This window comes from Sphaerisporangium corydalis (assembly GCF_025506355.1).
GTDB classification, from domain to species: Bacteria; Actinomycetota; Actinomycetes; order Streptosporangiales; family Streptosporangiaceae; genus Sphaerisporangium; species Sphaerisporangium corydalis.
In genome coordinates, this window is the sequence record NZ_JANZYP010000019.1 from 33,037 (window position 1) to 47,393 (window position 14,357).

Sequence of the window (14,357 nt, forward strand, 5' to 3'; positions counted from 1 at the left end):
TCCCCTTCTCTTACGGAGCCGACCCGAAGCCTGCGAGACCGGCTGGAAAGTGTTTCCTACGGGATCGGCCCGAAGTGCACGGGCGCCCATTGTGTGTAGTCGCCCCAGAACAGGTTGGCGTCCACTTCGAACTTGTTGGCGGCCGCGGAGTTACCGTACTTGCGCTTCGAGACCCCGGCGGCCGTCGTGTACCTGGCGATGAAGTCGGTCGCCGAGACGGAGTTCGCCCACTGCCTGGAGTGCACGGCCTCGTGCCGTTCCAGGTCCGGCCCGAACTCGTCCGCCACCTCGCGGCCGGCGACCTGGGCGATGTCGTCCCGGCGCTGCTTCTCGTCGTGGAGCCTCTGCTGGTAGTCCTTCTTGGAGTACGGGTAGAACAGGACGTCCCCGACCGTCATCGGCTGGTCCAACCCCGGCGAGCCGCCGTAACAGACGTACTGCCGGGAATGCCGCTCGCAGCCCATGTGGCCGAAGCCCGGCAGCACGGTGAACGTCAGGGCCAGCGCGTTCGCGCCGTTGGCGTTGTTGCCCCAGTGGAACGGGTGCCACAGCAGGGCGGTCAGCAGGTTGACCTTGCCGGTCCCGTGGCAGAAGCACCCGCCGGGCGGCGGCTTCGGTGCCCGGTTCGGCGTCGGGGACGGCCGGGGCCTGGGCTTCTTGTGCTTGGGCGGGGTGGCCCTGCCCGTCTTCGGGTCGTAGCCGACATCCTCCTGCACCTTCTTCGTGCAGTACTTCAGGTCGTACTGGCAGGAGTTGGGCTTGGACCCGATCTCCTCGCCCGTCGGGTCGCTGAAGGTGGCCGGGTTGTCGTTCCCGTACGAGTAGCCGTTGAGCGACTGGCTCTGGTCGGTGGACAGGACGGGGTCGACGCTCAGGAACCTGCCGATCACCGGGTCGTACATGCGGGCCCCGACGTAGGTCAGCCCGGTGTCGGGATCGGCGGGTTTGCCGAGGAACCCCTTGTCGTCGGGCCAGCCGCCGCCGGTCGCGGTGCCGCGCGGCCCGCCGAACGGGGTGGTGTAGCGCTTGCTGACGGCCTGGCCGCTCGCCTCGACCGCCAGCGACGACGTGCCGTGCGCGTCGCCCGCGAGGAAGGAGACCTTGTTCGTCCCGCCCTGCGTGGTGCGCACCGCGAGCACCTGGGAGTCCGCCGCGTAGAAGCGGGTGCCCCAGGTGGTGACGGCGCTTCCCGTCTTCTTGGAGTGGATCTCGGTGGCGCCGAGGTACAGCACGCTCTCCCCGTCGCCCACGGCCCGGCGGATCAGCAGGGACCCGTCGGCGTCGTACAGGTAGGCGGTCGTTCGGGCCCCTTGGGTGAGGGTGGCGATGCGGCCCTGCGCGTCCCAGGTCAGCACCTGGCCGTCGCGCGTGTGCGTGTTCCCTGACTTGTCGTAGGAGTAGGTGGCGGGCGCCGTGGCGCAGGAGCCGGCCGTGACCGCGGTGAGGGCGTGCCGCTTGGCGGCGTCGCCGTAACAGTAGGTCGAGGTGGTGGCGGTGGACCCGTTGTACCGCGTCTCCGTGGCCCGGAGGCCCGCGCTGGTGTAGGTGTACCCGGTGCGATACGGGGCCGCGCCGCCCAGGGTCGTGCCGGTGCAGTCGTCGGTGGCCGGCGTCCACGCCTCGGTCAGGCGGCGCTGGCCGTCGTAGCCGAAGCACTGGAAGTCGGTCCCGCCCCCGCCGTCCTGGGTCGGGGTGTCGGCGATCTCGGTGACGTTGCCCGCGTCGTCGTAGTGGTAGGTCAGGTCCTGCGGCTTGACCGGCGCCGACTGGGGCATGGTCACGAAGGACCTGGTCAGCCGGTCGGTCCCCTCCTCGAAGGTGTTGTTGATGTAGGTCTTCTTGGCGTCGGTGGCCCCCGACAGGCCGAGGGTGAACTGCTGGGCCTGCCCGAGCGCGTCGTAGGAGGCCGTCTGGAGGTAGTCGCTGGTGCCGGTGATCCCGGCGACCTGCCCCGTCGGCGTGTAGGTCAGGCCGACGGTCTCGCCGGCCAGGCCCCCGGCGGCGGGCTGGGTGGAGTTCTTCAGGGTGCCGTCGAGGTTGTAGTCGCTGCCGAAGGTGTAGGAGGACTTCACCGCCCCCGAGGTGACCAGCGGGTCGTCCGGTGCGATGTCGATCTCGGTGCTGGTCGCGCGGTACTGCGGGTCGTAGGCGAGGACCTTCCTGGTGTACGCCTTGCCCGCGACCCCGCCGTCGTAGCTTGTCGCGGAGGTCAGCTGGCCCGGCGCCACCGTGTCGTAGGTCCAGGCGGCGAGCTTGCCCGCGTCGGTGCGGGCCCCGGACCACAGCCCGGTCTTGCGGCCGAGATCGTCGTAGCCGTACAGCAGCACCGAGCCGTTGGCGCCGGTGACCGTGTCGGTCTGGTCGAGCGCGTCGTACTTGACGGTGCTCGCGCCCTTGTCGGGGTCGGTGATGCCGGTCCGCCGCCCGAACAGGTCGTAGGTGTAGGACCAGACGGCGCCGTCGGGGCCGGTGACGGCACGCTGGTCGCCGCCGGGCGTGTAGGTGAAAGCGGTGGAGACGTAGCCGCTGGACGACTGGGAGCCGTACCCGGTGTCGGCGGGCGAGGGCGAGTTGTACTCGCGGCTCTCGACGGTGCGCCCCAGCGCGTCGGTGATGGTGCGGGAGGCCTTGCCGCCGGTGACCGCGGTGGTGGCGGTGGAGTCACCGGTGTAGGTGGCCGTGGTCGACCACTTGCGCACCCCGAACGTGGAGAACGTGCTGGTGGTCTGACGTCCCGCGCCGTCGAAGACGACGCTCGTCTGCTTGGGCGCCTGGCCGTACTCCTCCCGGGTGTAGACGGCGTTCGGCGTCTGCTTGGAGTCGAAGATGTCGGTGTAGGTCTCGTAGGCCAGGCCGCGCGCGTCGTAGCGGGTGTCGGAGAGCAGCCGGCCGCCGTTCGGCGTGGGCGCCTGCGTCTGCATGGGCCGCAGCAGCGAGTCGAAGATCTGGTACGACCAGGTCGCGGTGGTGGACGACTTGACGGTCCCGGTCCCGATCGACGGCGCCTTGCCGCGCTGGAACACGTAGGAGTAGGTGAGGCTGGCGCTCTGGCCGCCGTCCTTGCTCCGGTCGGGCAGCCACACCCCGGTCAGCCTGCCGAGGCCGTCGTAGGTCTGCTCGGTCTTGGCGTCGCCCGGGTCGTAGGTGCGCACCGGCAGGCCGCGCGTCCCGTCGAGGAAGGTGGTGACCTTCTGCTGCTTGACGTTGGTGACCACGGTCTTGGCGGGGACGCCCGCGCCGGCCGGCGTGTAGGCGGTGGTGGTGGGGTGGCCGCCCGCGTCGGTGACGACCAGCGGCCTGCCCAGCGTGTCGAAGGTGGTCTTGTCCGTGCGCTGCCAGCCGGTCGGCGGGCGGTCGTCGCCGGTGACGGCCGCCGGGTAGCCGGTGGCCCGCCCCGTCCAGGACTCCTCGCCCTTGGTGGGCTTCTGGCTCGCCGACCAGCCGGTGGCGGCGGCGTTGTCGTAGACGGTGGCGACGTCGGACAGCACGTCGCCCGGGGCGGTGCCGTCGGCGGGCAGCGACAGGCCGGCCTCACTCACCGAGCAGGCGCGCCCGACCTCGCGCGTGCGGGAGACGAGCGAGGTGATGCCCTTGCCGTCGTCGCGCGCGTACCAGGTCCGGGTGCAGGTCTCGTCGCCGCTCTTGGCGGTGTCGCCCGTGGCGTCCTGCCTGACCGCCATGCCGTAGCCGTCGTACGTCGTGGAGGTGGTGGTGGTGCGCCAGGTCTTGGGGACGGTGAGGTAGGTGTGCCGCGACGTCCTGCCGGTGCGCACGTAGTACGCCTCGGTGTCGGCGTACGACTTGTGCTGGGTCGCGGTCCTGGCCGACCAGGGGTCGTCGACCGTGACGTCGACCGGGGCGGAACCGTCGTAGGTGATCACCTCGCGGGGGACGCCCGCGTACTGCCCGGCGTCGGTGAGGTCGGGGACGTCGAGCCCGGTGAGGTCGGTCCCGGGCACCGAGACGGCGCGCCGCCTGTCGGGGTCGACCGTCCTCGGGCTGCCGGCTTTGAGCAGCCGGTCGCCGTTCATGCCCTGCATGTAGACCGAGACGCTCTTGCCCCGGGTCTCGCCGAGGGCGCCGGTGTACGTGGTGACCTGCTGGTAGCCGCGCCACGTCGACCAGGTGCGCTCGTCGGCCGGGGTGAACGGGCTGTCGTCGTAGTGCCAGGCCGGCTTCTGGTAGTCGTAGGAGTACTCGGCCGGCGGGTTGTCCCCCGCCGGGTCGGCGGTGTTCACCGCGATCACGCGGTACTTGTTGAACCAGTCGACGGACGCGTCGGTGGCGCCGTTGACGTGCCAGAACTGCGGGTAGCAGGACAGCGAGGCGTTGTCGTCCTCCGCCTTCGGCATCTGCGAGCCGCGCACGCACTCGGGTTCGTTGTAGGAGACCGTGGTGATCGCGCCGGTCTCCGAGGTGACCGTCTCGACGCGCGGCCTGGTCAGCGGCAGGATGTTGCCGCCGCCCGGCTGGGTGCCGCCGGCGACCCGGTTGGGCCGGGTCAGGTAGGTGAACGAGACCGGGTCGAGCGGCAGGGGCGCGCCCGAGCCGGCGGTGGAGCCGGTGCGCACGATCGAGACCAGGGTCAGCGTCTGGTCGGAGGAGTTGCCGATGTCGCCGCCGTCCAGGTACTTCTGGGTGAACGCCCAGGAGTCGACCGGCTTGTACGCGGTCCCCGACAGGACCGATGACTCGATCTTCACCAGCCGTTCGCGGGAGAAGAAGGCGGGGCCCTCGGGAAGGCAGTCGGCCTTGGCCTCGTCTTTCGAGCAGATGCTGTCGAAGGGGACGTCGGGCCAGTTCTGCGCGGTGGCCTTGGTCAGGCTGGAGCAGTCGGCGGCCGTGCAGCGCTCGCTGTAGGAGAACGTCACCCTGTCGGGGGCGTCTGCGGTGAACAGGGTGTCCGATCGCTGCCCGTAGAGGATCTTGTCGAGGTGGCCGCCGCGCGTGTAGACCGCGCTCGCGGTGTCGGACTTGTTCTTGCGGTAGTAGTTCGTCTCGGGCGTGTACCAGTACGACATGGCGTTGCCGTGGGTGTCCTCGACGTAGTCGAGGTTCCACCGCCACGCCTGGGTGACGGCGCGGTCGGCGAAGGCGTCGCCCTTGGTGTACCCGGGCTCGCCGGAGTCGTCGCCGTACACCGGGACCGTCCACACCGAGTTGGTGCGCTGCGTGCCCGCGCCGCTCAGCTTGTTGAGGCCGAACACGTACTTGGTGCCGTCCCCGGTGACGACGGTCCAGTACTCCCCGTCGTCGTCGCCGTTGTCGGCGCCCGGGGAGCGGGTGACGGTGGAGGCGTCGTCGTTCCTCAGCCGCCACCTGCCGGTTGTGTCGTCCTTGACGAGCTCGCTCGACCTGCCGTCGAGCACCAGTGAGGCGTTGTCGTACTTCCAGCACTCGTCGTACTGCTTGTCGTGGCCGTCCTCGTCGCAGGAGGCGTACTGGCGGTCGATGTAGGAGGTGGCCGCCAGGTCGAAGCCCTCGCCGACCGAGGTGCCCTGGTTGTTGCTGGTCGCCGTGTGCCCGTCGACGCCGCCCGAGTCGTAGGACAGGTCGAGGGAGGGCGCGGGTCCGGCGGCGGGCTCGACCGGGGTCATCGGATAGGACCAGGTGAAGGAGCCGGCGCCGCCGCCCGCCTCCCAGGTGGACGACGCGGCCAGCGGTGTGGCCGCGAAGTTCCCCGATCCGTCGGGGGCCTCGCCGCCCACGCCTGCGGCGTCGGCGGCCACGGCCAGCACGGCCGGTGACGCGCCGAGGGTGACCGGCGCGGAGAGGGTCTGCGCGGTGTAGGCGTTCACCGAGTCCAGGGGGGTCCGCGTGCGGCACTCCGCCAGCTCAGGGGTGGTCAGCGCGCAGGCGGGGAGCAGCGCGAGCCGGAGCCGGCCGCTCCAGCCGCCGCCGTAGGTGGAGGCGAAGGAGGCGTAGCCGACGCTCAGGTCCGCCTGGCCCGGGGCCGGGGCCGACACGGTCAGCAGCACGCCGTCCACTCCGGCGGCCTCGGTGGCCGCGCGGCCGAGCACCTGGACGCGGGCCGGGCCGGGGGCGGCGCCGGCCTTCGGTGCCAGGGTGACGGGCAGCCCGCCCACGGTGACGCCCGCCGCGCCGGCGGGGACCTGTGCCGCGCCGGCGTCCGGCCACCGGGTGGCCGCGCGTTCCCTGGCCGCCCGGCCGGCCGAGGCGTCGTCGCGTGCCCTGGACGCGGCGGCGTGCTCGCGGGACTTCTTGGCCCCGGTCGCGTCCATGGCCCTGACCTCGCTGACCCGTTGCCTCGGCACGGCGGGGGCGCCGGGTGGACCGGCCGCGTACGCCACCGGCGTCACTCCCACGGGTAATGACATCGCCACCGCCATCGCGGCCACCAGGGCAGCACGTATTCCAGGCGCGCTCATGACGCAACCTCCTCAAGAGGACGAACATTAAGGCCGGCCGACAGACCGGAAGAAAGCAGATGTGCCGGAGGGCGGGGACCGGGGTCGCCGGTCCCCGCGCCACCGTCAGTCGCCGATGACGGCGTCCATCTGGTCGGAATCGGACATGGCGCCCGCCCAGAGCCGCAGGTCGCTGATCCGCGCCGGAAGGAAGTACTTCCAGGAGGTCCCGCCGAAGCCCTTGCCGGCGGCGAACTCACCCGAACCCGGGGTCGCGGTGTACACCATGTCGAGGTCGTTCTGTTCGTGGCCGACGTAGAGCCGCACGACCGTCCCGGTGGGGGCCAGGGCGTCGTACACGCCGGTCAGCCGGACGGGGCTGTCCAGGCTCGCCTCCTCGTCGGAGCTCACCCAGGTCCTGGTGCCGTCCTTGGCGACCCGGCCGAACCGCCAGAAGCCGACCGGGACGCTGATCTCGTCACCGTCGTCGTCGAGCCGGGTCTCCTTGCCGGTCAGCTCGAACCAGATCCCCCACGAGGTGCCGTCCGCGGTGCGCTGCCCGGCCACCTGGCCGATGGACCCGATCGGCATCGCGAGGACCTTGTCCCGGTCGAGTTCGACCTTGGTGGTCACCGTGAAGGAGCCGGTGTCGTCGACGACCGAACCGGGGGTGGTGGCCGCGTCGTCCACGCCGTCCAGGGCCAGGCTCTCGCCGTCCAGCGACGCGCCGTCGGCCAGCGTCAGCGGGCGGCCGTATCCGGAGAGCGTGTCGGGCAGCGTGGCCCCGGTGGCGCCCGCGGGATCCCAGTCCGCGACCAGTTCCACGTCGTTGTCGCCCGTGGCCGCCGACTCCGACCGCGCCTCCTTCGCGATCTCCTCAGGGGTCAGGACGCGCTGCCAGGCGGCGACCTCGTCGATGGAGCCCGGGAAGTAGTACTGGAAGGTGCCGGCCCACTTGTACCGGCCGATCTCCAGCGGGCCGGTGGCCGACCACGAGCCGGCCGCGGTGGTGGTGCCCTGGAGCAGGCCGTTGAGGTAGAGGCTCAGGCGCTGCGTGGCCGGGTCGTAGGTGCCGGCCAGGTGGGTCCAGGCGTTCACCTGGGCCGCGTTGTCCTTCGCGCACACCCCGGAGTACGCCTTGCCGTTCGCCTCGTCCTTCTCCTTGACCCCGAAGCAGTAGGACACGCGGTCCTTGTCGTAGTACAGGTTGAAGGGCGTGTAGCCTCCGGCGCCGTCCTGCGACAGCACGATGCCGTGGGAGGTGGTCTTGTCGATCCGCGCCCAGGCCGCGACCGTGTAGGCCGAGCGCGTCTCCAGCACCGGTCCGGGGGTGGCCGCGTACCCCGTGGTGCCGTTCAGGCTCAGCCCCTTGTCCGGCCCGGTGGCCGGCAGCTCGCCGCGGCGGCCCCGCCCGTCCCGTACGGCGCCGGCGGACGGCGTGGCGTTGTGGCCCGCCACGCCGGTGGCGTCGACGGCGGCCCCGCCGTCCTCGTCGAAGTGCCAGCGGCCGACGGGCCCGGAGCCCGCGGCGACCAGGAAGTCCACGACGGTGGTGGCGCCGTCCCTGCCGACGTTGTCCCTGGCGCGGACGTACAGGCTGATCGTGCCGGACGCCGGCGGGGTGATCACGGGCTTGACCGTGGACCCCGTGATCGGCGCCGACCAGGCCGGGCTGGTGGACAGGCGGTACTGGTACGACACGTTGCCGGCGTCGCCGGCCGCAGGCGCGAACGTGAACGCCGAACCCTGCCCGGGGCCGCCGGCCGGCGCGCAGGCCGTGGTGGTGCACGCGGTGTACGGGGCGCCGGGCGTGACCACGGGCGCCTTCGGCGCGGTCGGGTCGACCTTGAAGTAGCACCATCCGACGGTGGTGTCGTTGGAGGGGCCGGACACGAACTTGGTGTAGTTGCTGTAGTAGGAGCGCGTCCACGCCCGGTAGCGGTACAGCACCCCTTCGGTCAGCATGGGCGCCGACCTAGTGACCTTCACGTTGTCGCCGACGTGCCCGGTCGTCGGCTGCTCGGTGATGGCCATGGCGTCTGCCCAGGTGGTGCCGCTCTTCTTGGCGATGTGCATCCCGGCCCGCAGCATCGCCCCCGGCTCGCCGCCCGGGGCGGTCTGCGGGACCGCCGCCAGCAGGGGCGTGGGGTCGGAGACGACCGCGGGCGCGGTCTCCTTGGTCTCGCAGATCGTGCCGGAGCCGGTCACCAGGCCGATCCCGGTCGCCGCCGCCGGCACCCCCACGTAGTCCACGACGAGCACGGCGTCGTTCCTGAACCGCTTCCAGGCGGAGGTGTCGCTCTCGTCGTGCGCGCGCACCTCCAGCGTCAGCTTGGAGAACTTGCCCGCCGCGAAGTCCTGCACGGTCGGGGTCAGGTTCTCGTTGGGTTCGGCGGAGTTGTCGGCGAAGTCGATCGGCGCGGCCGGCTGGTCCGGGTCGCACGCCGAGCCCCGGCCCGCCGACACGTCGCGGTCGACCATCCAGTCCAGCTCCTTGGGCCGGCCCGCCCAGGTCGTGGACGACGAGACGTTGTTGGTGCGGACGAGGTCGACCCACCGGGGTGAGCACTGGAACGCCCACGGCTCGGTAACGCGGAACGTCGCGCTCAGCACCCGCTTGCCCTTGAGACTGGCCGGCGAGAACTGGAAGTACAGCCGCTGGGTGTAGCCGGGCCCGCAGTAGTAGCCCTGCCAGGTGCCGCAGTGGCCGGCGCCCTCCCCCTGGTTGCCGGAGCCGTTGCCCCAGTTGTAGGACGTGTAGCCGTCCGAGCGCAGCAACGTCCTGTCGGTCTCGCCCCAGGTGACGCTCGGGTCGATGTAGACGGGGTAGGCGGCCTGGTCTTGCTGCTGGAGCAGCGTGACGTCGGGGACCAGGGTGAGGGTGTCCTCACCGACCTGGATGGGCAGTTCGGCGTGCCCGGCGCCGGGGGCCGGGCCGTCGGCGGCGTCCGCCTCCGTGGTGGCGTCCGTGGTGGCGGCGAGCGCGCGCCCGGCGGGCCGCTTCGCCGCGCCGGCCTGGCCCGCGGCGGCGTCGCCGGTGGAGTCCCACATGGCGGCGGGCGGCGAGGTGAACACCTCGGTGGCGTTCCCGTCGCTCGCGGACATGCCGCCGTCCTCGGTCTGCTCCACCTTCAGCCCGGAGGACGTGACCGCGTACTGGATCCGCCTGAGCGCGGGGTTGGCCGCGGCCGCCGCGGTCGTGACCACCAGGACCTGGCGGAAACCCTCGGTCGTCGCGGTCATCCTGAGGTCGACGCCGGGCAGCACGCCCGGGTAGGTGGCGTTCGGCCCGTCCAGCACCGGCGCCGGGAGGGTGCCCGGCCAGCCGAGCGACAGGGTCCGGCCGTCACGCGTCATCGTGACGAGCCGGGCGCCGTCGCCGCCCCCGGAGAAGGCGATCCGCACGGCGGCGGCGCGTGGCCCGACGCTTCCGTCGGCGTGCCGTTCGAGCGTGTCGTCGGGCGGCACCCACGCGCCGTCCGTTCCCTTGACCCGGACGGGCACGCTGGACTGTTCCAGGCGGAACGAGCCGCCGTCAGGGTTGGCGTAGGTGGTGGTGAACTCGGTCCTGGCCGAGGTCACCTCGACCGGCTCCCCGGTCTCGGCGGCCCGGCCCGACGCCCGCCGCGCCTCGGTGAGCCGCCCGGCGGCACCATCGGGAGCGGCCCGCCTCACGCCGTCCGCCGTCGCGACGGCGGGACCGTCCGCCGAGGCGGCGGGGACCCCCGCCGTCAGCAACGCCCCCGCCACGGCCACGGCGGCGGCCACCCGCCGGCCCCGTGCCGTACCCCCGGCCATGGTCTGTCCCCTCGCCCACGAACGTCTTTTCAAGATCGGGCACTTCCTTAGGTTCGTTCTGGTTCATGCGGGCTCATCCGGCGTGCTAGCGCAGGTCGAACGCCCTGGTCGTGGTCTGGACGACGCGGTCGCCCGCGGTGTCCCAGGCCTCGGCCCTGAGGCTGACCGCGCCCTTGGTGAGAGCGAGCCTGGGGTAGGTCAGCGAGGCGGTGAACGTGCCGTCGTGGTCGCGGCGGATGTCGACCGGCCGCCAGTTCGCGCCGTCGTCGGTGCTGGCCCACAGCTTCAGGCCGGCGATGGCGGGCATGCGCCCGGTGCTCTGCGAGTGGTAGGCGCTCACCGTGAAGGTGTGCCGGCTCCCGGCGGGCACCGTGTTGTCCAGCGCGACGCTCGCGGTCATGTCGTAGGACACGAACACCACCGGTTCCGGCCGGCACGGCGCGGTGGCGCCGTACAGGGTGCCCGCGCAGACGACGCCGGGGAGCACGGTGTCCTTGGCCACCGCCGCGGAACCGAAACTCCACTCGGTGTGCGTCCGCAAGGAGGTGTCGTCGAGCGCCAGCCGGTAGGAACCGGCCGCCTCCGGCAGCGTGAACGAGGGGAACCCCGACGTGCCGGCGGGGACCTCCACGCCGTCCTTGTACAGGTGCACGCCGCCGATCCACGACCCGCCGAACTGGTCGTGCCCGCCGATGTGGGTGAAGTTGGGCCACAGGGTGTCGCCCTGCCGGCAGACCGAGCACAGCGAGATGATGTTCTGCGTGCCGGGCGGGGCCTTCGGGTCGGGCAGCTTGGCGACCCGGTCCGGCACGGTCACCGTGCCCGGCATGAACGGCCCGGCGTTCCAGTGCCGGGTGAGGTGCGCCGGACGGTCCCACACGTCGAGCGTCAGGGGGTTCTCGGTGCCGGCGGCGCTCGCGTTGCCGATGTCGAGCGCCTCGGCGTCGAGCGGGCCGATGTACTCGCGGCGGGTTCCCGGCCCCTTCAGCACCGGCAGGAAGGAGGGGAAGTACAACATCTGCTTCATCCTCATCGGCACCGAGCTGGCGTAGACGTCGGCGGGCGTGCCGGAGTGGTAGTACGCGTCCACCGTCGCCAGCCGCCGGTCGGTGAGCCTGTAGTGCAGCGAGGCGGGCACGCGCCCCTCCTCGATGGGGTGCAGCGCGTAGGCGTAGGACGAGTCCGGCGTGCCCTTCACGGTGACCGTGACCGGCTCGGCCGCCAGCCGCTTGAGCAGCGCCCGGGCCTCGGCGGGGGGAAGCGTCACGTACGGGATGCCGATGGTCGTCGAGGGGTCGGCGTCGGTGGGGTACACGCCCTCGGGGATGGTCGGCCCGCCGAAGCAGGAGCCGAGCGCCCCGGACGGCCACAGCAGGACGCCGGCCGCGCCCGCGTCCTTGAGGTCGTGGAACCGGTCGATCCGGCCGGCGCACTCCTGGCCGTCGTCGAGCAGCGCGAGTCTGCCCTTGAGGTCGAGCCCGGCGAGGTCCTGCGGGGTGCCGGTCCCGGCGTCGACGAGCCGGGCCGTCAGCGTGCCGTCGAAGGGGATCTGGCCGTCCATGAGGCCCCCGTTGGGGGTGGTCCCGTCGTGCGGCCAGATCTCCGGGTGCAGCGTCAGCGGGTGGCGCCCGCCCACCTCCATGGTCACCTCCGGGGCGGTCAGCGCCCAGCTCGAGGTGTAGAGGAACCCGCCCTTCCGCACCGGCCTGGTGGGGTTCACCCACTGCCGGATGAACGTGGCCGCCACCTCGTAGCCGCCCCAGATGTCGCCGTCCGTCGTGGTCCGCTGGTAGAAGGTGTACGCGCCCAGCGCCGGGGTGACGGCCGACGGCCGGGGCGTGTCGAAGGTGATCTGGCGGAGGTCGCGCGCGTCGAGGGTGACCTCGGTGTCCCCGTCGACCGTGACCTCCGGCGCGATCATCCACGCGTCGTTCTGGGTGTACGCCGAGGGGTCGATCCACATGTACGACTCGGTGACGCTGTAGGTGCCCTTCGGCACCAGCACCTTGCTCACGCCCGTCGACACGTGCTGGGCCCGCGAGGACATCGAGCCTCGGCCGCCGGACACGTCGAGCACGTCGAGCAGGCTCGCGTCGGCGGGGGCGCCGTCGCGGCCGAGGGTGCGGATGGTCAGCGCCACCTTGGGCGGCTCGCGGAGCAGGCCGACGGGCGTGGTCAGGTGGACCCCGTGGCCGTCGGTCGCGGTCACGGCGCCCGTGTAGGTGCCGGCCGCGAGCGCGGCCACGTCCAGAGTGAGGGTGGCCGTCGCGGTCCCGCCCGCCGGGATCGTCACGGTCGCGTCCGCGGTGAGCGCGCCCGGGGGCGCGGCCCGCCCGTCGAGGGTCGCCAGCGTGGGGGTCAGGGTGAGGGTCACCGGCTGGTCGGCCAGGTTGCCGTAGGTGAGGCGCTTGGCGATCGGGGCGCTGCCCTCGGGCACCAGGCCGTAGTCGGCGCTCGGCGTGGCGGCGTGGACCTGCTGGGCGACCGCGGTCCCGACGTCCAGGCGTCCCGCGCCACGCTCGTAGACGGTCAGGCCGACGTCCTTGGCGGTGCTCATCAGCGCGGCCTTGAGTTGCGGCCCCGTCCAGCCGGGGTGCCGCTGCGCCAGGATCGCCGCGGCGCCGGAGACGTGCGGGGTGGCCATCGAGGTGCCCGACAGCGTGGTGTAGGAGTCGTCGACCGGGGTGCCGAGACCGGTGCCCGCCGCGCGGGCGGCGACGATGTTCTGACCCGGCGCCGCGATGTCCGGCTTGAGCGCCCCGTCGAGCAGGGGGCCGCGACTGGAGTACGACGAGAGCTTGTCGCTCTTGTCGGTGGAGGCGACCGTCAGCGCCGACGCGGCGACGCCCGGCGTCTCGATCGTCTCGTCGGCGCCGCTGTTGCCTGCGGCGATGACGAACAGCGTGCCCGTGGAGGCGGTCAGGTCGTCGACCGCCTGGGTGAGGGGGTCGCCGCCGTCGGTCGCCTGGCCGCCGATGCTGATGCTGACGACCCGCGCGCCGCTGGAGGCGGCCCACTGCATGCCGTCGATCACCGAGCTCCAGTCGCCGGACCCGGAGTCGTCGAGGACCTTCCCGATGACGAGTTTCACGCCGGGGGCGACGCCCTTGTACCTGCCGCCGGAGGCGGCGCCGCTGCCGGTGATGATGGAGGCCACGTGCGTGCCGTGCCCGTTGCCGTCGGCCACCGGCACGCCCGGGACGAACGACCTCTCCTCGACGACCTTGCCGGCCAGGTCCGGGTGGGTCTCGTCGATGCCGGTGTCCAGGATGGCGACCTTGACGCCGGTGCCGTCGTACCCGGCGGCCCACGCCTGCGGGGCGCCGATCAGCGGCACGCTCTGGTCGAGGTCGGCCTTGACCTTCCTGTCCAGCCACAGGTGCGCGAGCCCCGCGCCGAGCGTGCGGGCCGTCGCGTCCTGGCCGTGCACGGCCGACCAGAAGGCGGCGGTGCCGGCGTGCGGGACCGAGAGGGCGGCGCCGTGGACGCTGTCGAGCGTCCGGGTCGGCGTGCTGGCGGGGAGCGCGTCGGCCGCGCCTTGGATCGCCGCCCTGCCGGTGCCGGGGTACTGCACGATCACCGGTGTCCCGGACGCCTGGTCGTCGGCGTAGCCGTTCTCGGCCAGGTACTTCACGTCGAACAGCTCCCGGTCGAGCCGGCCCGCCGCGATGAGCGGCAGCGCGTCGTCGGGGTAGACGTAGAAGCCGCCGGGGCCGGCCATGCCCCGGAAGACCGGCAGGCGGTGGCCGGGCCTCGGGGCGGCCTTGGCCTGGAAGCCGTAGTGGCCGCCGCCGGCGTCGGTGAGCGTCACCTGGTCGCCGGTGATCAGGGTGACGACGTGCCTGCCCGGCTTGACGCCGTCGAGCGATATCGGCGCGAGGGGGGTCGCCGGGGACCGGTCGCCGTCGTTCGCCGTGGCGGGCGGCGCGGGCGACGCCACCGCCATGGCGATCACCATCGCGGCCGCGGCCGGCCCGCGCCTCAGCGGGCCTTTCGGGATCTTCATCGGGTCTCCTGGGAGCGGGAAAGGTCATGCCGGCCGTCGCACGGGCAGAGGGGGCTCGTCGCACGGGCGGGCGGGGGACGCAAGCGGGCCGTGCCCGGCGGCGGGGTCACAGGGGTTCGTAGTCGTCGGCCCCGGATCCCGGACGCCCCTGCTCCTCACCCGAAGGCTCGTCGGAGTACTCGTCC

3 protein-coding genes are annotated in these 14,357 nt (G+C 72.5%); all 3 read right to left on the bottom strand.

The annotated features are described in order from the left end of the window. Positions 1–56 precede the first annotated feature (56 nt). The 3 genes from NYZ98_RS15845 to NYZ98_RS15855 all read right to left on the bottom strand — a co-directional run bounded on the left by NYZ98_RS15845 (position 57) and on the right by NYZ98_RS15855 (position 14,172). Positions 57–6,389, bottom strand: coding sequence for an RHS repeat domain-containing protein (locus NYZ98_RS15845; protein ID WP_262843542.1), 6,333 nt, complete (start codon positions 6,387–6,389; stop codon positions 57–59). Positions 6,390–6,494: 105 nt separating this feature from the next. Then, positions 6,495–10,166 carry a LamG domain-containing protein gene (locus NYZ98_RS15850; RefSeq protein ID WP_262843543.1) on the bottom strand — a complete coding sequence of 1,224 codons (3,672 nt, stop codon included), beginning with the start codon at positions 10,164–10,166 and terminating at the stop codon, positions 6,495–6,497. 85 nt (positions 10,167–10,251) lie between these two features. After that, positions 10,252–14,172 carry a S8 family peptidase gene (locus NYZ98_RS15855; RefSeq protein WP_262843544.1) on the bottom strand — a complete coding sequence of 1,307 codons (3,921 nt, stop codon included), beginning with the start codon at positions 14,170–14,172 and terminating at the stop codon, positions 10,252–10,254. Positions 14,173–14,357 lie beyond the last annotated feature (185 nt).